Origin of the sequence: Oceanobacillus longus (assembly GCF_042650085.1) — a bacterium.
Lineage (GTDB): Bacteria > Bacillota > Bacilli > Bacillales > Amphibacillaceae > Oceanobacillus > Oceanobacillus longus.
Map to the genome: position 1 here is coordinate 319,017 of NZ_JBHSAO010000001.1, position 21,401 is coordinate 340,417.

At 37.3% G+C, this 21,401-nt stretch carries 18 protein-coding genes and 1 other annotated feature; of the genes, 13 read left to right on the plus strand and 5 right to left on the minus strand.

Annotation, left to right across the window (positions count from 1 at the left end):
• Window position 1: 1 nt before the first annotated feature.
• The gene (locus ACFOUV_RS01590) at window positions 2–655 is read right to left on the minus strand and encodes a GNAT family N-acetyltransferase (RefSeq protein WP_379495015.1); all 654 of its coding nucleotides are present in this window, start codon (window positions 653–655) and stop codon (window positions 2–4) included.
• Between the two features lie 196 nt (window positions 656–851).
• Window positions 852–3,869: a transglycosylase domain-containing protein gene (locus ACFOUV_RS01595; RefSeq protein WP_379495016.1), complete on the minus strand. Its 3,018-nt coding sequence runs from the start codon at window positions 3,867–3,869 to the stop codon at window positions 852–854.
• A 115-nt stretch (window positions 3,870–3,984) separates the two neighbouring features.
• Window positions 3,985–4,203: a binding site (T-box leader), on the plus strand.
• 55 nt (window positions 4,204–4,258) lie between these two features.
• Here ACFOUV_RS01595 and tyrS point away from each other — a divergent pair.
• Both tyrS and ACFOUV_RS01605 read left to right on the plus strand, forming a co-directional pair.
• Complete coding sequence (gene tyrS, locus ACFOUV_RS01600) at window positions 4,259–5,530, plus strand: tyrosine--tRNA ligase (protein WP_379495017.1); 1,272 nt, start codon at window positions 4,259–4,261, stop codon at window positions 5,528–5,530.
• Between the two features lie 158 nt (window positions 5,531–5,688).
• On the plus strand, window positions 5,689–7,278 hold the full coding sequence (locus ACFOUV_RS01605) for a BCCT family transporter (protein ID WP_379495018.1): 1,590 nt from the start codon (window positions 5,689–5,691) through the stop codon (window positions 7,276–7,278).
• A gap of 57 nt (window positions 7,279–7,335) precedes the next feature.
• Here the strand turns inward: ACFOUV_RS01605 and rpsD are convergent, their stop codons facing one another.
• Entirely contained in the window at window positions 7,336–7,938 is a 603-nt protein-coding gene (rpsD, locus tag ACFOUV_RS01610; protein ID WP_379495019.1) for a 30S ribosomal protein S4, read from the minus strand.
• A gap of 404 nt (window positions 7,939–8,342) precedes the next feature.
• Here rpsD and ACFOUV_RS01615 point away from each other — a divergent pair, with 404 nt between their 5' ends.
• Entirely contained in the window at window positions 8,343–10,151 is a 1,809-nt protein-coding gene (locus tag ACFOUV_RS01615) for a GGDEF domain-containing protein (RefSeq protein ID WP_379495020.1), read from the plus strand.
• Window positions 10,152–10,192: 41 nt separating this feature from the next.
• Here ACFOUV_RS01615 and ACFOUV_RS01620 read toward each other — a convergent pair whose 3' ends face one another.
• Window positions 10,193–10,675 carry a GAF domain-containing protein gene (locus tag ACFOUV_RS01620; RefSeq protein ID WP_379495021.1) on the minus strand — a complete coding sequence of 161 codons (483 nt, stop codon included), beginning with the start codon at window positions 10,673–10,675 and terminating at the stop codon, window positions 10,193–10,195.
• 125 nt (window positions 10,676–10,800) lie between these two features.
• On the opposite strand from ACFOUV_RS01620, the gene refZ reads away from it, so the two are divergent.
• From refZ to ACFOUV_RS01645, 5 genes are all read left to right on the plus strand, one after another.
• Entirely contained in the window at window positions 10,801–11,469 is a 669-nt protein-coding gene (refZ, locus tag ACFOUV_RS01625; protein ID WP_379495022.1) for a forespore capture DNA-binding protein RefZ, read from the plus strand.
• Between the two features lie 168 nt (window positions 11,470–11,637).
• Window positions 11,638–13,332 (plus strand): septation ring formation regulator EzrA, encoded by a 1,695-nt coding sequence (gene ezrA, locus ACFOUV_RS01630; protein ID WP_379495023.1) that lies wholly within the window; start codon window positions 11,638–11,640, stop codon window positions 13,330–13,332.
• 93 nt (window positions 13,333–13,425) lie between these two features.
• Window positions 13,426–14,565, plus strand: coding sequence for a cysteine desulfurase family protein (locus ACFOUV_RS01635; RefSeq protein ID WP_379495024.1), 1,140 nt, complete (start codon window positions 13,426–13,428; stop codon window positions 14,563–14,565).
• 6 nt (window positions 14,566–14,571) lie between these two features.
• Window positions 14,572–15,774 (plus strand): tRNA uracil 4-sulfurtransferase ThiI, encoded by a 1,203-nt coding sequence (thiI, locus tag ACFOUV_RS01640; RefSeq protein ID WP_379495025.1) that lies wholly within the window; start codon window positions 14,572–14,574, stop codon window positions 15,772–15,774.
• A 96-nt stretch (window positions 15,775–15,870) separates the two neighbouring features.
• Window positions 15,871–16,071, plus strand: a complete 201-nt coding sequence (locus ACFOUV_RS01645) for a small, acid-soluble spore protein, alpha/beta type (protein ID WP_379495026.1) — start codon at window positions 15,871–15,873, stop codon at window positions 16,069–16,071.
• A 122-nt stretch (window positions 16,072–16,193) separates the two neighbouring features.
• On the opposite strand, the gene ACFOUV_RS01650 is transcribed toward ACFOUV_RS01645, so the two are convergent.
• Window positions 16,194–16,994, minus strand: coding sequence for an NAD kinase (locus ACFOUV_RS01650; protein ID WP_379495027.1), 801 nt, complete (start codon window positions 16,992–16,994; stop codon window positions 16,194–16,196).
• A 145-nt stretch (window positions 16,995–17,139) separates the two neighbouring features.
• Between ACFOUV_RS01650 and ACFOUV_RS01655 the strand changes: the two genes are divergently transcribed.
• The 5 genes from ACFOUV_RS01655 (at window position 17,140) to ACFOUV_RS01675 (ending at window position 21,184) form a co-directional block, all read left to right on the plus strand.
• Entirely contained in the window at window positions 17,140–17,706 is a 567-nt protein-coding gene (locus tag ACFOUV_RS01655) for a DUF2953 domain-containing protein (RefSeq protein ID WP_379495028.1), read from the plus strand.
• 10 nt (window positions 17,707–17,716) lie between these two features.
• The gene (ytfJ, locus tag ACFOUV_RS01660) at window positions 17,717–18,172 is read left to right on the plus strand and encodes a GerW family sporulation protein (RefSeq protein ID WP_379495029.1); all 456 of its coding nucleotides are present in this window, start codon (window positions 17,717–17,719) and stop codon (window positions 18,170–18,172) included.
• Between the two features lie 148 nt (window positions 18,173–18,320).
• Window positions 18,321–18,821 carry a thiol peroxidase gene (gene tpx, locus ACFOUV_RS01665; RefSeq protein ID WP_379495030.1) on the plus strand — a complete coding sequence of 167 codons (501 nt, stop codon included), beginning with the start codon at window positions 18,321–18,323 and terminating at the stop codon, window positions 18,819–18,821.
• A gap of 176 nt (window positions 18,822–18,997) precedes the next feature.
• On the plus strand, window positions 18,998–19,981 hold the full coding sequence (locus tag ACFOUV_RS01670; RefSeq protein WP_379495031.1) for a class I SAM-dependent methyltransferase: 984 nt from the start codon (window positions 18,998–19,000) through the stop codon (window positions 19,979–19,981).
• A gap of 18 nt (window positions 19,982–19,999) precedes the next feature.
• Window positions 20,000–21,184, plus strand: coding sequence for an acetate kinase (locus ACFOUV_RS01675; RefSeq protein ID WP_379495032.1), 1,185 nt, complete (start codon window positions 20,000–20,002; stop codon window positions 21,182–21,184).
• Window positions 21,185–21,401 lie beyond the last annotated feature (217 nt).

Sequence of the window (21,401 nt, forward strand, 5' to 3'; positions counted from 1 at the left end):
TTTATAAACCCTCTCTCATATTTCGAAAATTATGCCTTGCTAAAAAGCGAAGTTTATCAAACTGTTGAATCGATTCATCTGATACATTTTTGCCGATACGGACCATCAAACAATTAGCAGGATGGGAAATAATTTCTGGATCATCTGTAGGAGCAGGGAGTAAGCCTCCTGCAGCCATCATTTTTTCCATCACTTTTCGGTAGTCCCAGATGCTCAGTTTTGTACCTTCTAGATCCCAATGCCAATAATATTCTGTTGAAATTACAATGTAATTCTCCATATAATCATCCATCATGGATAGCTTAAGCAGGTTGGATGACACTCTTGCTCCGCGGTATGCAGGTATCATTTCAATCGCACCAAGCTCAATTAAATCTTCCATATTGAATTCAGACCATCTCTCCAGAGGATCCGGGTGTAAATACGTGACATAGCCAACAATGGTATCATTTGTTCTCGCAACAAGAATTCGACCCTCCGGAAATTCTGCAATACTCAAAAGCGCTTCGAATTGCTTGTGGGCAGGTCTGAACGCGGTTAACTGTTCATGAAAATGGTATTGCTTTAGTTCATTTGAAGATAGTGGCCCTTCAATAACAATTGGTCCAAGATCTGTTTCATAGGAAAAAGAATGATAAGTTTTGGCATGTTCCATTTGTTCACCACCTGTTTTTAATGCGCTTACACAAATCATTATACAGGAATTGTCTCTTTATTTTTAGTATTTTGTAAAAGTTGTTGGAAATATTATTTAATTTAAAAGGTAGAGAAGTGGGTGATGGTGGCAGGGCCAATAACAAGCGGCTTTTAGATAAGACAAAAAAAAGGGAGCGAATTGCTCCCTTTGCAAATTAACTATTCTCTTCTTCGTTTTGCTCATTCTCATTTTCAGAAGCATTCGACTCATCATCTGATGGATCGGTCTCTTCATTTTCACTGTTATCTTCATCATTGGCCGATTCTTCTTCACCATTTGATGAATCCTCTTCATTTGAAGTTTCTTCACTTGTTGAAGCTTCTTCGTCATTTACAGCTTCCTCCTCTTTTTCCTCTTCTTTCTTATCTGGTGTTTCGTTTTCATCTTTTGGTGTTTCACCGATGATTACTTCACTCGACGCTTTCGATTCCATCCCGAAGTAGTCAACCGCTTTTACGGTATAGATGGCATTTTCATTTCCAATTCCAAAGTTAGTGGACTTCGAGCTTCCAATGAGCTTAACGTTTCCTGCAGGGGAAGTGGAACGATAGATACGATAACCAACAACATCTTTACTTCCCGGTTTTTCCCACGTTAATTTGTCACCTGATTTTTTAACCGATGTTGGAGCACCGGGAGCTTTGCCGTCATCTGTGATACTGCTGCCAACTTTACCTTTTGGTACACCAATCTTTGACCACTTGTCGGTATCGGTTCTCGGGTAAAGTTTAGTGAGGTCATTCAGGTCACCATAACCATTTCTTTCCAGCCATTCAGGGTTAAAGGTAAGACCATTGCCTTCAGTAAATTCAGATGGTGTATTTGGACCTGCGACAACTGATTTACCATTCACAATCACCTGATTACCAGTCGTTAAACTGTCATCTGTTTCGGTCGGTACAAATTTGGCATTGAATATATCCGTTTTCACCAATCCGGCTTTCTTACATAGTTCGGATGGGAGCATGCCTGAAATTGCACAATAACTTTTTTCTACGATACCATCTGGGCGTTCAAATCGCTCGGTTGGTGCAACAAGATCTGGTCTTATATCTGCTGCTGCATTGATTAATTGTGACCAAAGCTTTAGATTTCGTTGACTGTAGCTTAATGGATAAGGATGATTGATTGGATAAGGTGTATCATAACCAATCCATGTTCCGAACGTTACATTTGGATTCGTTGCAACAAACCATGCATCATGGTAATCATTCGAAGTACCAGATTTACCTGCCCAGTCAACACCATCATGTTTTAGCTGGTTGTTTATATAAACTGCAGTCCCACCTGAAATTACATCACGCATCATATCAATTGTTAAGTAGGTTGTTTGTGGTGAAAATACTTCCACAGGTTCTGGTTCATGTTCATAAACAACATCTCCATCATTAGTAGTAATTTTTTCAATCATATAACCATCCACAAATTCACCGTTATTCCCAAATGTAGCAAAGGCATTCGTATTTTCTTCAACAGTAATACCTCTTTCCATACCTCCAAGTGAAAGAGATAGGTTACTATGATCTGCTGGTTCTAATGAAGTAATACCCATCTTTTCCAAATAGTGAGTTGCTGGATCATCATTTATAATTTTCAAGTACGTATCAGCAGCGGGAATATTATAAGATTTAGCTAGTGCTGTTCGTGCAGATACCATACCATAATAACCGCCGCCATAATTCTTTGGCTCCCAATTTTTTTGTCCTGGAATAACATAAGACCTATTATAATCAGCTATAGGAGTACCTGGCTGAACAACGCCTTTTTCCATGGCAGGTGCATAGTCCAGTAGTGGTTTAATCGTACTACCGATAGAACGTTCTGCTTGTGTTGCATAGTTGAATTCATTATTTTCATCCTCACCACGCCCACCAACAAAACTAATAATTCTTCCGGTGCTGTTTTCAATTAACATTCCACCGGTTTGAATGATATCGGTAACTTCATAAGTTTCTCCATCAGCATTTGTTTCTGTGAAGGTCCTGCTATTACCGTAATCTTGATAATTCTGGACTATTTCCTGAAATACATCATAAATCTCTTTATCAATCGTGGAATGAATTTCGTACCCATTCATTCTCATTGCACGATCAGCGAGGATATCATATTCCTCACTAAGCTCGTCATTGTCTTTTAAATCGTCATCTGAATATCCGTCTTCTTTAAGTAAATGATCTTTTATAATAGCTTTGGCTCTCTTTTCAATTTCAACTGTCAGATAAGGATATATTTCATTTGGTGAAGGTTGATCTTCTTTAAAGTCAGCAACAATATCATAATTCAATGCTTCTTCAAGTTCGTCTTTTGTTATATATTCCATTTCATGCATCCGATTCAATACGGTTTGCATTCGATTTAATCCTGGTTGAATACCTGCTTCATCTTTTAAACCGCCAGTATTTACAAATGGTGTATAAGCAGAAGGACTTTGTGGTAGACCAGCTAGATAGGCTGCTTGCGCAAGATTAACTTCATTTGCATCTATTCCAAAAATACCTTGTGATGCAGTTTGTATCCCAGCAATATTTCTTCCTGAAGAATTACGACCATACGGTATAATATTTAGATAGGTCTCAAGAATCTCATCTTTCTCAAAAAACTGCTCGAGTCGTAATGCTAGTAAGATTTCTTTTGCCTTTCTTTCAAAGGATACTTCATTTGTCAGAATCTGATTTTTAATCAACTGTTGGGTTAATGTACTACCACCTGTCTGAACGGAAGAGTTCGTAACTTCCTGAACTACTGCACGCATAATCGCCTTTGGAACGACACCATTATGCTCCGTAAAGTACTCGTCTTCCGTTGCAATAACTGCTTCCAAAAGAATAGGGGAAACATCCTCCAATGTTGTTTCTTCCCGATAAATGTCAGATTTTACATCCCCAAAATAGACATCATCCGCAAAATAGAGTTTAGACGTTTCCGAATAATTATAAATATCCTGTGCCATTGTTTCTTTGCTTCGGATTGGCTCGTCCTTTACAAGTGATGCAAAGTAGCCTGCACCGACACCGCCAACAAAAATAAATAAGAGAAAGCCAACTACAAGTACAAACAGGATAACATTCCACACGACATCATAAGTAATTCTGGATGAGCGCTGAACTTTTCCAGTTTTCCAGACAGTCTTTGCCTTTTTCATATAGGATTGAATCTTATCTTTTAAATCCATTTGTAAACCCCCTAAATTCTTCTATAATTATAGCATAACTGCATTTTATGTTGTATAATATTTGGAAAAGATATATTGCAATTTCATTACATATATGCTAAGAATGTATAATAAACTAATTGCTATGAAGGATCGAAGTAACTTTGCAAATCCCTTTTTAAGAGAGCTGGCGGTAGGTGCAAGCCAGTATACATTTGCAGGTGAATTACAGTCCGGAGCATTTCTTTTGTATAAATTCATTTATTACAGAAGAACGGTGGAGACATCGTTAACAATCCCAAGTGGCTGTTTTCCAGCAACAAGGGTGGTACCGCGTGTTAAACTCGTCCCTTATCTATGATAAGGGACGAGTTTTTTGTTTTTAAAATTAAAGATGGAGAGTGAAAAACATGGATATTTTACAGGATTTAGAAAGCCGTGGATTAATACATCAAATAACGGACAGAGAGGGATTGGAGAAACACTTAAAAGAAAATCAGGTAACATTGTATTGTGGATTTGATCCAACGGCGGACAGCTTGCATATCGGCCACTTAGTTCCATTAACCATGCTGAAACGTTTTCAGCAAGCAGGTCATAAACCGATTGCTCTTGTTGGCGGAGGCACAGGAATGATTGGTGATCCAAGTGGCAGATCTAGTGAGCGTTCTTTGAACACAAGTGAAATCGTTAAAGGATATGCACATAAAATTCAAGAGCAAATTGGAAAACTTGTTGACTTGGATACAGAGGGTAACTCGGTTCAGTCCCGTAATAATCACGATTGGCTTGGCAGTATGACAGTTATTGATTTTCTGCGTGATGCCGGAAAGCATTTTGGTATCAACTACATGCTCGCAAAAGAATCTGTCTCAGCGCGAATTGAAAAAGGAATTACCTTTACTGAATTCAGCTATATGATTCTCCAGTCTCTCGATTTTCTTAAGCTGTATGAACAGGAGAATTGTACCGTCCAGATTGGTGGAAGCGATCAGTGGGGGAATATCACAGCCGGCATGGAGCTTATCCGCCGTTCCAGAGAAAATCAGAATGAAGATGTTAAAGTATTTGGGCTGACTGTACCATTGATTACAAAAGCAGATGGTACTAAATTTGGCAAAACAGCAGGCAATGCAATATGGCTAGATGCGGATAAAACTTCGCCATATGAGTTTTACCAGTTTTGGATAAACACAGATGACCGTGACGTTATTAAATTTACCCGCTACTTTACATTTCTTTCTAAAGAGGAAATTGCAGATCTGGAAGACGAAGTTGCTAACCACCCGGAAAACCGTGTTGCTCAAAAACGTCTTGCCGAAGAGGTGACGAAGACGGTTCATAGTGAAGAAGCACTGAAGCAGGCCGAAAAAATTTCTCAAGCTTTGTTCAGTGGGGACTTGAAACAATTATCCGTAACGGAGATTGAGCAAGGATTTAAAGATGTACCGACTTACCAGACGGAAAAGGAAGATACAGGTTTAATTGATTTACTCGTGAATGCGTCGATTTCTTCATCGAAGAGACAGGCAAGGGAAGACATAAAGAGTGGTGCCGTTTATATTAATGGGGAAAGAGTACAGGAATTGGATTACGTTCTAACTGCAGCAGATCGGATAGAAGATACTTTTACCATTATTCGCCGCGGGAAGAAAAAATACTTCCTCGTTAGTTACAATTAGCATGAAAAACATCAGCCTAGGCTGGTGTTTTTTTCAATTCCAATGCTTTCCTGTGCACATGAGTTTATTAACGATATATTCGTGGTAAGCAAGTAGGGGCATCAAATATATTGTAAGCTTCTTTTTACTGATGTCTTAAACTGTAAGGAGGAATTTTTATGAGTGAAAATAATAAATCAAACAAAAGTAAATTGATAGACTACAAAATTTTTGCACCATCATTACTAATCGTTATTTTTATCAGTATTTTATTTGCAATTTATGAGTCAGAATCTCTCGATTTGTTGAATGGTATTTTTGACACGATCGTAGAAGTCTTTTCCTGGGGCTACATATGGTACGCAATCATACTGGTTGGAGCCGGCTTATATCTTTCATTTTCCAAGTATGGGGAAATCGTTTTGGGTGATCCAACAGAGAAACCAAGATTTACATTATTTGAGTATTCTTCCATTCTAATTGCAATGGGTCTTGGATCTACCATCATGCGGACAGGGATGACTCAATGGGCTGAAGTCGCAATAGATCCTCCATTTGGTGTAGAAGCCCAGTCAGCAGAAGCCTTGCTATGGGGGAACGCGTACAGCATGTTTATGTGGAGCTTTCAAGTGTTTGCCATCTTTGTCATGGCTGCGCCAGCAATCGGTTATATTCTACATGTACGTAAACGGCCATTGATGCGGATTTCGGAAGCTTGTCGCACCATTTTTGGCAATAAGTTTACGGATGGTATCGGTGGGAAGATATTGGATATTATCTTTCTTATCAGTATTCTTTCAGGTGCAGCTGTTACCCTGGGACTTGGAACACCAATTGTAACGTATAATCTTGCTGAACTATTTAATATTGAGATTTCATTTGGTTTAACAATGACTGTAACGATTGTCTGGGTGATATTATTCAGTATTAGCGCTTATCTAGGTATTGAAAGAGGTATTAAAAAATTAAGTACGCTAAACATGTATTTTGCCGGTGGTTTTGCTGTATTTATTATGCTAGCAGGACCCGGAATTTTTATTCTCAATTACTTTACAGACAGTATTGGATTTCTACTATCTAATTATATTGATTTCTCCTTAAATACGAACTCTGTGTATGAAGGTACAACACATATTGAAAGCAATACAATATTTTGGTTTGCCTACAGTGCCACATGGGCAATGTTGCACAGTGTATTTGCTGCAAAAATATCCCGAGGTAGGACGATAAGAGAAATGATATTAACGTATCTGTTAGCACCTACGCTAATATCCTGGGTAGCCACAGGGGTTCTTGGAGGACTGGGTGTACACAGATATCTTACAGGAGAAGTTCCTGTATTGGAAATTGTACAAGAAAACGCTATGGCAGCAATACCAGAAATACTAAGCTCATTGCCATTTTCTACGATTGCAATTTCAATTTTTGTCATTATTGCTATTATTTTTATGACAACGACATTAGACTCAACGACATATACAATCGCATCCTATACTGGCACGAAAAATATGAGTAAAGCAGAGCCATCAAAGAGTTTACGTATTATTGTTGCAGCAATCATCACCATACTAGCTCTTACACTAATGAGGATAGGAGGGCTTGCACCACTGGAAGTTCTTTCGGGGCTCATGGGGATACCGATCATTATTATCCAGTTCCTGACTATTTACGCTGCTAAGAAGATGATGGATGAAGATCAGGCATGGATTACTAATGTGAGAGAGAAAAAAGAGGGGAAGAATAAAAAGACAACAAGTAAATCATTGTAAATAAAAAACTGTGACATCCATCTATTTTGGATGTCACAGTTTTTTTGACTGATCGTATTAACGAGAGTAGAATTCTACGATAAGTTGTTCGTTAATTTCTGCTGGAAGTTCAGAACGCTCAGGATAACGAGAGTAAGTTCCTTCTAGTTTTTCAGCATCAAAAGTTGTATATTCAGGTACAAAGCTGTTCGCTTCAATAGCTTCTTTAACGATATCAAGCTTTTGAGATTTTTCACGTAAGCTAATTACTTGACCTGGTTCTACAGCGAAAGATGGGATATCAACGCGTTTGCCATCAACTAGAATATGACCGTGGTTTACTAGCTGACGAGATTGTCTGCGTGTGCGAGCAAGACCAAGACGGTAAACTAAGTTATCTAGACGGGATTCAAGTAAGATCATGAAGTTTTCCCCGTGAATACCTTTCATTTTACCAGCTTTTACGAATAAGTTTTTAAATTGACGTTCGTTTAAGCCATACATGAAGCGTAGTTTTTGCTTCTCTTGCATTTGCAAACCGTATTCAGAGATTTTTCTGCGCGAGTTCGGTCCGTGTTGACCAGGAGCGTAAGGGCGTTTATCTAATTCCTTACCAGTTCCAGTTAATGAAATACCAAGACGACGTGATTTCTTCCATATTGATCCAGTATAACGTGACATAAAGTAATTCTCCTTTAAAATGTTTTATTTGCATAAAATAAAACGCGCGAGTTCCTACGCCAGTCCATTTTGTTTTCATGTACCATCGCTCCAGCAGCAGAGAGTTACACGATACACCTTGGGGCTATAAGCCTCTCGAAGGAACAAAATGGGTTCAGGCGGCGGTTCACATAGGCTACCTAATTATTTTACACAAACGTTAGTATATAATTTTAAGAGAGCCATGTCAACCATGTATGAAAAAATACATATTTATTTCGTTTATTTATAGGAATAAATAACTAGTTATTGTATAATAAAGATAAGAATTATTCTGAAATTGTATATTAATTGAGATAATAAGACGATTATAGCACTTTTGAACTATTTTTATAAAAATTTTATAGTTAAGCCAGGTGATCAGAATGACTTCAATTCCAAATCTGTATGGAATCGTACATCAATCCTATTTTGAATTACTCTCTACAATCACTAATAAAAGCTATAATAAAATAGAGATAATTGTAATTCTACTTGAAAAAATGGGGGAATTCCTCAATCCTTCAAGTGCCGTCGTATATTATTATGATGAGTTCAAGAACATATATCAACGAATGGATGCAGATCTTAATTTAAATTCAAAGCTGGAACCAAAATTCATTCTTAAAGAAGATGTATTCAAATATAAAAAGAATGACGTAAAAATTACTTTCCCTTTCACTGTTGATCAGGAGGAGTTTTTATATGTATTTACATTTACAAACAGGAAATTGCCATCAGAGGAAAACGTCGAATTTGTCAAAAAGGAAACCGAAACCTTACTGAAAATGATCGGAAAATTTCGAGTGAAGAAAAGAAGTAATTGGTACTATCAGGAGTTATTTGAACTTAGTAAACGCATATTTGCGACTTATGATATGAACACCATTTTAAAAGAAATATCCGGCAGATTGGAAAGAAATTACTCGGAGATCAGCTATACTTTTTTCTTATCACAGGATACGGAAGTTTCTGCATCATTGCCCGTCAAGACTATGGAGTACAATGATATTGAAACTGAAAATCTGAGTACAAAAGCATTTCAGACTGGTGAGCTACAGTCTGAAAGTAAGCCGGAGATAAATGCTTCCTATATATATGCACCATTAACAGGAAAGCAGGGTATCTATGGTGTACTGGAAATCAACGTACCTTTAAATACTTCTTTTCCAAAGATGGGGAAACAATTTTTAATTGAATTTGCGCACGTGGCTGGTAAAGCAATAGAGGCTGCGACGTTATTCCAAAATTCCAAACATCAAGTTTCGGACTTAACGATCATTAATGATACATCACATCAACTAAATTCTAATTTGGATCTAGGGGAAATTGTAAGCCTATTAAAGGAGCAAATTCAATCAACTTGTCACGCTGCAGATGTCGGCTTTATTAAATTTTATGATGAGTATGAAATTTTGTCGGGAAGTTCAGCGTTTTTCCATACAAGTGATAATATGTTGTTCATGGATTATTTATATAAAAAAACGAAAGCTTACAAGGAACCACTATTTATTGGTAACTTCTCTGATGAAGAAATGCTACTTCCTTATCGATCTGTCATGGCGTTTCCCATGGTCCAAGCAGGAAAAGTATTGAGTCTCACAGTGATTCTTCATAGAGACTCCTACCATTTTAGTTTTGATCAATTTAAGTTAATGCAGGCAATCATTCAGCATTCCGCCTTGGCAATGGCCAATACAATTCTTAAAGACAAATTGAAAGAAGCGGTTATTAAAGATTATCTGACAGGGTTATACTCCCGAAACTTTCTGGAGGAAACGATTGAGAGGCATATGCGTGAAGGTGAAAGAGGAATATTAATGTTATTTGATATTGATGATTTTAAAAAGATAAATGACAGTTTCGGTCATCATGTTGGAGACCAAGTACTTATCCAAGTGTCAAGCACACTGATGAATCATATTGGGCCAGGAAACATTGCTGCAAGATGGGGCGGTGAGGAAATAGCAATTTATGCACCAAACATGAATCTGGAAGAAGGGTATATCCTTGCAGAGGCAATTAGTATGCAAGTGGAGCTAACAACGGACCCAACGGTTACGTTATCTTCTGGTGTATCGGCATGGAATAAGGAAATGAAAGGTGATCAAGATATGCTTACACTGTTCTTGCGTACAGATAAAGCACTATATGAAGCAAAGAATAATGGGAAAAACCAGGTGATAAAAAACTAGCAGCTTAAGATAGCTGCTAGTTTTGTTATACTAGAAGAATACTAGCCCATATGTTTTACTAATACACCTACGAATTTTTCGAGATAAATCTGATCGGTTTCATCAAAGCGATTTTTGATTGGGCTGTCAATATCGAGAACACCAAATACTTTATCATGGATAATAATTGGTACAACAATTTCTGATTGACTTGCGGCATCACAGGCAATATGACCTGGAAATTGGTGAACATCGGCAATGCGCTGTGTTGTGCGCTCCTTAACAGAAGTACCGCACACGCCTTTACCAGATGCGATACGAATGCATGCTGGAAGGCCTTGGAATGGCCCGAGAACCAGTTCATCTTCCTTCCAAATATAAAATCCGACCCAGTTCACTTCTTCAAGGAACTGATTTAATAATGCTGAAGCATTGGACAGAATTGCAACGTCATCCTTCTCACCATCTGTTAATGCATCCAATTGTTTAATCAAAAGCTCATAATCTTTTTCTTTTGTACCCGTGTATACTGTTGATTGAAACAAGAAAACTCCCCCTTTAATATCTATATGTGGAATAAAAATCGACACGATCATCCTTTTTGTCGAGAAGAAATTGCAGGAATTTAAAGGTTCATTGTCGTAATTGTGTAGTAAGGAGATGAATAACAATGAAAAAGAACCCAACCAAGCAAAAAGTGATAGATGCTGCTTCCTCATTGTTTTTCCAAAAAGGCTTTCATGGCACTTCTGTCAGAGATATTGCTGAAAAAGCCTCTGTTAATGTATCCTTGATTAGCTATTATTTTAAAGGCAAACAAGGCCTATTAGAATATGCAGTAACCAATTACTATGAGGAATACCTAAAAACACTGGAAGAAACAATAGAAGAAACTGACTCCCTTACTCCTTTGAAAAAATTGAATGCGCTAATTTTTACTATTATACATTATAAACAGCGAAATCATCAATTGACATGTTTTATTCAACGAGAGCTTTCACTGGACTCTGTATTTGTTCGTGAAATGGCTGTAACTTATTTAGCAAAGGAAAATCATTATATACGTCATACTTTTCTTGATGCGATTGGTGGCCAGGTGAAAGGGGATACTCGTCACTATTTATTGATGCAGCTGAAAGGTATGCTGATCACTCCGTATATTTTACATAGTGAATGGAAAGAACAGGTCATTGGTGATTATTCACACCAGATCTTCGTAAAAAAATATGTGAATACGATTCAGCAATGGATTAATTTTATTACAGAAAAGGGAATTTCCGCTGAAAAAAATATGTCGAATATAATCACAGATGAAAAAACGTGGCGAATTGGCGAGTAATTTGCATTTTTTTAGCCAAATATGCATGATCCATGGTATTATAAGTATTGTATTTAGAAAATTAACGTTTACATGATTCCATTAGAATATAAAATATAAGTTAACTTACAAATTAATTAGAAAATTTAAGGAAACCTCTTTTTTTGGAAACTGGTTGGGAGGCATTTTATGGTTTTCATCATCGGAACAATTTTAGCAGTCATCGTACTAATTATTATCGGACTCATTTTAAGAAAGCGAATTTACGACAGGGTAGATCGTCTGGAGAGCTGGAAAATGGACATCATGGGGCGTGATGTTGCCACGCAGCTCAGTAAGATTAAAACGTTAAATCTTTCGGGAGAAACTCAGGTGAAGTTCGAAACCTGGAAAGAACGTTGGGAACATATTATCGCAATGGAACTTCCAAACATAGAAGAGCATCTATTTGATGCAGAAGAAGCTGCCGATCGTTTCCGCATAAACAAAGCGAAGTCTATCCTGAATAAGGGAGAAGAAACATTGCAGGGTATTGAAAAGAGTATTGTAACTATACTGCAGGAGCTTGATGAACTTCTGGAATCTGAAAAGACAAGCAGAAAAGAAGCTGGAGAACTTGCGCCAACAATCAAAGCACTGCGTAAAATGATCTCCCAAAGCAGGTATCAGTATGGGAAAGCAGATATGTATTTTGACGGTTTTCTTGATAAAATGGAAGATCAACTATCAACATACTATGAATTGGTAGAGGCTGGAGATTATATGGAAGCGAATAACCTGATTACAGATATGAAAATTGAAATTAAAATGATGGAAGAAAAAATTACCGAATTTCCATCCATGTATAAAAAATGCAAACAGGATTTGCCATCCCAATTCGATAATATGCTTTCTGGTCTTAAAGAGATGAAAGAAGAAGGTTATCGGGTAGATCATCTTGGGTTAGAAAAAGAAATTCATACATACCAGGAAAAACTATCGAAACTACTTCTACAATTAGAAAACGGGGACATGACGAATGGCGAACAATTGATAATTGAAATAGAAGATAGAATGAAAGAAATGTATGACTTGCTTGAAACAGAGGCACATGCAAGGAATTATTTAGAAGCACATATACCTGAATATGAGAATTCGCTGGACGAACTTATCGATACATTTGATGCGACGAAAATTGAAGTAGAAGAAATAAAAAAGGCATATTATGTAGAAAATAATGACATGGAAAGATTTTTATCCGTAGGTAAAACAATCTCCAAATTACTGGATCAGCTCAAGGAGCTTTCCGAAGAGATGGAGAAAGATGGTAAATCTCATTCCGAATTACGTGAACAAGTAGAAGAGGGCTTTCAAAAAATTGAAGATCTGCAATTGAAACATGAAGAATTTAAGAAAAGTATTCAAAACTTACGTAAAGATGAATTGGAAGCAAGAGAAAAACTTGCAGAAATGCGTAATCAACTAGCCTATTTGAACAGACGTTTGAAGAAAAGTAATATTCCTGGTGTACCAAGTTTTATCTGGTCCAGTTTTGAAACAGCTCTTACTAAAAATGAACAAGTTATTAAGACGTTGGAAAAGTATCCACTTGATATGGCGAATGTTCAACAAGCATTAACAGAAGCTAAAAGTTCAATAGAGCAAACATCAGAGCAAGTGGATTTAATGCTCGATCAAGCATATTTGACTGAACAAGTGATTCAATATGCAAACAGATACCGCAGCCAAAATCCAATTCTTGCAGCTAAGCTACAAGAAGCAGAGCGATTATTCCGAGCATATGAATATGAACTTTCACTTGAACATGCTGCAAAAGCTGTAGAAGAGGTAGAGGCTGGTGCCCTAAAACGAATTGAAGAAACCCAAACCGTAATGAATAAATGAGTCAATGAGGAGGCTGTCATTAAGATACCTGATTTCCAGGTTCTTAGGTCAGCCTTACATTTTTGTGTTCAGATGAAGTGAGGAGTCCTTATAATGATTTATTTAGATAACAGTGCAACAACTAAACCAGATCCATCTGTCCTTGAGAGCTTTCAGCAAGTATCCAGTAACTATTTTGCCAACCCATCGTCTATCCATCAATTAGGTGGAACTGCTGAGAAACTTCTGTTAACAGCTAAAAAGCAGACAGCTGAAATCTTAGGAACGTTTCCACAAGAAATCGTTTTTACTTCTGGTGGAACGGAAGGAAATAATATTGCGATTAAAGGAATTGCGGTTGAACATCAGGGCAGGGGGAAACATATTATTACTTCTGACATTGAGCATCCTTCAATTTATGAGGCATGTAAAAGTCTGGAAGATCATGGATTTGAGGTAACCTATTTACCTGTCGATCAAAATGGTGTAGTATCAGTAAATGATTTAGAAAACGCGATTCGCAAGGATACGGTTTTAATCAGTATTATGCATGTTAATAATGAAACGGGTTCCGTCCAACCCATTAAAGAAATAGGGGAAATTGCAAAAAAACACCCAAAATTATTTTTCCATGTTGATGCAGTGCAAAGTCTCGGTAAGGTTCCATTGAAATTAAAGGATAGTGGAATCGATTTATGTACGTTTTCCGGTCACAAAATTCATGGTTTAAAAGGCACGGGAATGTTATATGTAAACAAGCGGATTACTTTATTTCCCTTATTTCATGGTGGAAGTCAGGAGCAGTCACGAAGATCAGGAACTGAAAATCTAGCTGGTTCGGTAGCATTTGTGAAGGCATTACGCATGATTAAAGAACGTGAAAAAAATGATAAGCAACATTTATATGACATGCAAAGCTACTTGATACGTAAATTAAAAATGATGGACGGGGTAGAGGTTAATACACCGGAACATGCAGCACCACATATTATTAATATGTCTGTACCGGGAATCAAACCGGAAGTCATTATCCATATGCTCGGTGAACAGGATATTTTTATCTCCACAAAATCCGCCTGTTCTTCCAAACTAAAAGATGAAAGTAAAGTATTGGCTGCATGTGGTTTTGGACGTGACCGATCAACTTCTGCATTGCGTGTAAGCATGTCCTATGAAAATACAATGGATGAAATGGAAATTTTCGCTGAAGCATTGGCAAAAGCAATTAAACAATTTAAAGAAGCACTGGAGTAGATAAATATGCAATATGATCATATATTAATTCGTTATGGTGAAATGGCTTTAAAAGGAAAAAATATTAAAACCTTTATCATCCGTTTACAGGAAAATATCCAACAGAAGATTAAAGAGTTTCCAAATGCGAAAGTGAAACGCTCACAAGGAAGAATGTTTATTTTATTAAATGGACATGAGCCAGATCCTGTAATGGAAAAATTGCAAAATGTATTTGGTATTCATAGCCTTAGTCTCGCAATTAAAGTGGATAATAATTTGGAAAAAATTAAAGAAGCAGCATTATATGCATTGACTAAGAATGAAGAAGTTAACACATTTAAAGTATCCGTTAAGAGGATAGCAAAAGACTTCCCTGTTCGCTCACAGGAATTGAATCAAATTCTTGGTGGACATTTGCTCAAAAATACGGAAGGTATCCAAGTGGATGTCCACAAACCTGACTTGGAAATCAAAGTGGAAATTAGATTGGAAGCAACGTATATTACATCAAGTGTTGCTCCGGGTCTTGGTGGTTTACCAGTAGGAACATCTGGAAAATCCCTTTTACTCCTGTCTGGTGGAATTGACAGCCCGGTTGCAGGTTACCTCGCTATGAAACGTGGTGTGCAACTGGAAGCCATCCATTTCCATTCACCGCCATTTACAAGTGAGCGTGCCAAGCAAAAAGTACTTGATCTGACGAAACAACTGACAAAATACGGGAAAGCGATTAAAGTTCACGTCGTACCATTTACAAATTTGCAGCAGGAGATTTTTCGCGAAATGCCTGAAGACTATGCGATGACGATTATGCGTCGTATGATGTTTCGAATCAGTGAACGGGTCTGTGAAAATGAATCGATTCTATCGTTAGCAACAGGGGAGAATCTTGGCCAAGTGGCAAGTCAGACAATGGATAGTATGCATACAATCAATGAAGTTACAAACTATCCAATTATCCGTCCGTTAGTTACGATGGACAAACAGGAAGTTATTCAAATCGCTGAGGAAATTGGAACGTACGAAACATCGATATTACCATACGAGGATTGCTGTACGATTTTCGTTCCTAAATCTCCAAAAACGAAACCAAAACGAGAGAAAGTAAGTTACTATGAGTCGACACACGATTTTACTGCTTCAATTGAAGAAGCAATTAATGGGATTGAAACAATTAAAGTGACGGATCAAGAAAAAGTCGAAGAATATTTCACAGATTTATTTTAGAAATATATAGAGAAACTAACAACATATACCAATTAAAATATTGCATGGTTTACCTCCTACTGTGACATTCTATAAGTACCAAGGAGGTGAACTAACATGGCAAATAACAATTCGTCAAACCAATTGCTAGTTCCAGGTGTACAACAAGCTTTAGATCAAATGAAGATTGAAATTGCATCCGAATTTGGTGTTCAACTTGGTGCTGATACAACTTCTCGTGCTAACGGTTCTGTTGGTGGAGAAATTACGAAGCGTCTAGTTTCAATGGCTGAACAACAGTTTGGTGGTTCTCAGTAAATAACTAACTAAATAAAATATGGCTGGAGCTATCCTTGTTATCAAGGGTAGCTCTTTTACTGCCATGGATATTATTGTCTAAATAGGCATGCCATCGACGTTATTGCAGACATAGCAATCGATTATAAAAACGTTCGTTTCACACGATCCCAATATGTATTGTTTTTTAATTTCACTGTTTTAATAACGGTATCATCCATGGAAACTTCGATGGATTGTACTTTTCGAATCGGCAGTGCTTCATTATCAAGACTAATAATCGGATAGTCGTTGCCATCTTGGATGATATCTAGTATCAGCTGCCTATTTTTATTCAAGATAAAGGAAGACCCTAGTGTACGATATTGATTGTTATTCAAAGATGCAATTTCAGACACTTGATAGCAGGCAGTAAGTGGATCAATAACTGCACCACGAGCAGATTTCGTATAGCCAGTACTTCCGGTAGGAGTCGCTACAATTAAGCCATCACCGCGAAACGTTTCAAAATGCTGTTCATCAATTTTCACATCAATTACAATTGTTTTAACAATCGTAGAACGAACGGTAACTTCATTAAGACAATAAAAAACTGTACCGTCATTTATTTTTGTTTTAATGACTGGGAATCGTCGAACCTCCATTTCATCATGTTGTAAGGAGTGCAGCATCTCATCAAAATTATCAATATTAAAGTCACAATATAATCCCGACTGGCCTTCACGCGTAATACCTGTATAAATGCAATCCTGGCGAAATCCGGTCTTTCGTACAGCTTGCAGGAATGCACCGTCTCCTCCAATACTAACAATGATGCTTGCGTCCTCATGGCGATCAACAATTTGAAAACCATTTTCTTCCGCTAAACGATGCAATGTCTCTACTTTCGAATCCGTTTCACCATCTCTATGGTAATAAAAGAACAATTCATTACTTTTTGACATATATGTACCCTCCAGCTATCCACTTTAATTCATCATATCATTTCTAATGTATTTATCCCATTCATAGAAATGTAAACGTTTAAAATTCTTTAAATTGCTACAGAATAGATGAAAAAGAACGATTTGTGGAAGGCGGAGACGCGATATGCTGCTGGTTATCTTCGGATTAGTAGTTATTATTCTAATAATTATGTTACTTTCAAAAATCATTGTATCCATCCAGTATACATATGAACAGAATAATCAGCATGTAACATTCTCCGTATTTATATTACGAATCAGATGTTTTAAGAAGAAGTATGATTTAGCAGAATGGAGTGAACAAAAATTAGAAATGGTAGATATTCACTTTGAATCTTTTTCGGAGAGAATAAAGACCTCCTATAAAGTAATGAAGGATGCCAACAAACGAATCACAGAAGTATTACAAAAGGTTCGGCTGCATCATTACAGCTGGGTAACAGTTGGTGGAACTGGAGACGCATTTTCCACAGGAATTGCAAGTGGAGGAATATGGACAATCAAGGGAATAATCACTGGCTTCTTTTTAGAAAAAGTTCAGTTAGAGTGTAAACCTAAAATTCATGTGGAACCTCACTTTCAGCAAAGGTATCTGCGTACTGACTTTGATTGCATGGTATCGATTCGAATTGGGCAAGCTATACGTGCTCTTATAAAGTTAATTAGGAAACCGATTAAATTACAACACTAGGAGGCAAATCATGACAGAAGAACATCCAATTGAAGGATTAATGACAACAGCCATGGAGAATCTGCAAAAAATGGTGGAAGTGAATACGATTATTGGTGATCCAGTTAAATCACCGGATGGCAGCCTTATTATACCTGTATCCAAGCTAGGATTCGGCTTTGCGGCAGGTGGAAGTGAATTCAATTCCAATCAATCACAAGGAGATTCCGATGCTACATTACCATTTGGTGGTGGTAGTGGTGGGGGTGTCTCCATAACGCCAGTAGCATTTCTGATTGTTAGTGAACAGGGAATCAAAATGGTTCATCTTGATCAAAATACACATTTATATGAAAAAATGATTGATTTTGCACCACAAGTGATTGAAAAGGTACAACAAATTATAAAAGACTCAAACGGTTCAACTAAAAAAGAAGATAAAAAAGAAAAATCAGAAAAAAGTAATCCATCCCAATATGATATATAGATGTTTTTAACGGTACAAGAAAGGGAAGAAGTTATAGAACTTAACTTCACATAAGTTTAACAATTAACGCGTTTGCTATTGGTGGACAGATGCGGTGGTAATCCTCCATAATAAAGGTAGAGTATGAAAAAGGGAGGAATATATTTATATGTTAAATGTTACATTCAAACAAGAACCGGTTACATTAGTTGGGCCCGAATTAAAAGCAGGGGATAAGGCACCGGATTTCAAAGTGCTATCCAATGGACTAGAAGAGGTTCGTCTAAGTGATTATGATGGAAAAGTTAAATTGATTAGTGTTGTACCTTCTATTGACACTGGAGTTTGTTCTGATCAAACAAGAAGGTTTAACGAAGAAGCAGACAAATTGGATAATGTACATGTTTTAACGATAAGCATGGATTTACCTTTTGCTCAAAAACGTTGGTGTGCTGCCAATGGAATTGAAAAAGTAGACACACTTTCCGATCATCGTGATGCCGATTTCGGTAAAAACTATGGTGTCTTAATGCAGGAATTACGTTTACTGGCAAGATCCATTTTTGTAGTTAATTCAAAAAATGAAATAACATATGTTGAATATCTTCCAGAAGTAACAAACCACCCAGATTATGAATCAGCATTAAAAGCAGCTAAAGAAGCGGAATAAGTAATAGAAATCTCTCCATCTATATTTGGAGAGATTTTCCTAGTAAAAGGTTGCTCAATCTTTCACCAAGTGATTTCCTTTAAAAAAGTGTCATCCTTCTTCTTATTCCTTTTACATAAACCAATTGGATTGGTACAATAGAAAAGTTGTGAAAAGAACGAATGGAGGATTGTTTCATGGAAAAGACAGGTGTTGAAACATTATTCGGCTGGTTGGATGAAGCGACAGAGTTAATCAGGCAGCATAGAAATGAAACATATTTGGATAGTTTGACAATCACGATGGAAATTCTCTTTTATGAGGGTGTTCCTGAAGACATGGACGATATTTTATCGCATAAACTAGAAAACACGTTAACAACAATAGATTTTCATTCCTACAGTACAGATGAGATACGCAAATCCATTCAGCTTGCTATATTAAAAGGAATGAAGGGATCCACACAACAACAGCATTTAATGACTCCTGAGACGGTTGGCCTTATCGTCGGGTATCTATCCGATAAACTGACAAAGGATAAAGAAAACCTAAGGGTATTTGACCCTGTAAGTGGGACAGGAAATCTGTTAACAACGGTTCTTGCTCAGCTTAAACAGGAAGTTACTGCGTTTGCAAGTGAGGTAGATCAAACCCTGATCCAGTTAGCTGTATTAAGTGCAAATCTGCAGAAAAAACAAATTGAATTTTTTCACCAAGACAGCTTAAGTCCCTTTTTGATGGATCCGGTAGATCTTATTGTAGCTGATCTTCCAGTCGGCTATTATCCAGATGATATTCGAGCAAATGATTTTGAATTAAAAGCAGATTCAGGTCATTCTTATTCCCATCATCTGTTAATCGAGCAAAGTTTGAAATACACAATAGAGGCAGGATATTTAATTTTTGTAGCCCCTGAATTTCTCTTTGACAGTGACCAATCTGATAAGCTGCATGCCTATATTCAGAAGTATGCTCACATTGTAGGGGTCATCCGTTTACCTGAAACTGCTTTTAAATCAGAAAAGAATGCCAAGAGTATTTTAATTTTACAAAAGAAAGGCCAACATACAAGTACGCCGAAACAGCCGTTGCTTGTCCAAATGCCATCTTTTAAAAATTCCAATGCGATGGCAGACATTCTCGGAAAAATGAATGCGTGGTTTGACACGTACAGTAAATAACTATAGGAGTTGACATCAATGAGTAACGTATTAGCTATTAATGCAGGTAGTTCATCTTTAAAATTTCAGTTGATTAAAATGCCGGAGGAAGTCGTTGCTGCAATCGGACTAGTGGAAAGAATCGGAATGAATGATTCTATTTTTACAGTCGAAGCGAATGGGAGCAAGGATAAAACTGTAGTAGATATTCCCGACCACGGTGTTGCTGTTAAAATGCTTTTGGAATCTTTAACTTCCACAGGAGTTATTCAATCATTTGATGAAATCGATGCCGTTGGACACCGTGTCGTTCATGGTGGGGAACATTTCAGTGACTCGGTTCTGATTACAGAAGATGTGATTGCTAAAATTGAGCAAACCTCAGAATTAGCACCATTGCACAATCCGGCAAACTTAACTGGTATTCATGCATTTAAAGAGATTCTACCAAATATTCCTATGGTTGCAGTATTCGATACTGCATTTCATCAATCGATGCCGGAATCCTCTTATTTATATAGCTTACCAAGAGAATACTATGAAGAATACGGTATTCGTAAATATGGTTTCCATGGTACATCACATAAATATGTGTCTGAACGTGCGTCCGATTTAATGGGTGTTTCACTAAATAATTTACGCTTAATATCCTGTCATATTGGTAATGGTGCAAGTGTTACTGCGATCAAAGATGGCGAATCCATTGACACGTCTATGGGATTCACACCACTTGCCGGGGTCACAATGGGGACTCGTTCCGGTAATATTGATCCTGCTTTAATTCCGTACATTATGGATAAAACTGGTAAAACTGCAGATGAAGTTATTGACGTTTTAAATAAAGAAAGTGGCATGCTTGCATTATCTGGTTTTTCCAGTGATCTACGGGATATCGAGGAGAAAACAGATACGAATCCTCGTGCAGAACTTGCTTTGGATGTATTTGCTGGAAGAATTCATAAATACATTGGTTCCTACGCTGCGAAAATGAATGGTGTTGACGCCATTATCTTTACAGCTGGCGTTGGGGAGAACAGTACAACAATTAGAGAAAAAATTCTTACTGGACTTGAATTTATGGGAATATACTGGGATCCGAAGTTAAACGAGGTACGTGGTAAAGAGCAATTTATTAATTACCCGCATTCACCAGTTAAAGTTATTATTATTCCAACAAACGAAGAAGTAATGATTGCAAGAGATACGGTGCGTTTAAGTAAATAAGAATAAGAAGAGAAGGCTTTGTCATGAGGATTTATGACAAAGCCTTTTTATTATTTAGGAAATTATAAAATTGGTAGCGTGGATAACGTAAATACACAGAAACAGCCACGTCCAGCTCCAGCGCCCAACGACTATTGGACTTCCCTCACCTCCGTACGATAAGTCAACATCGATTCGCATACGCTCACCGTGTTTCCTTTATCTCCTGCGGCTCAGT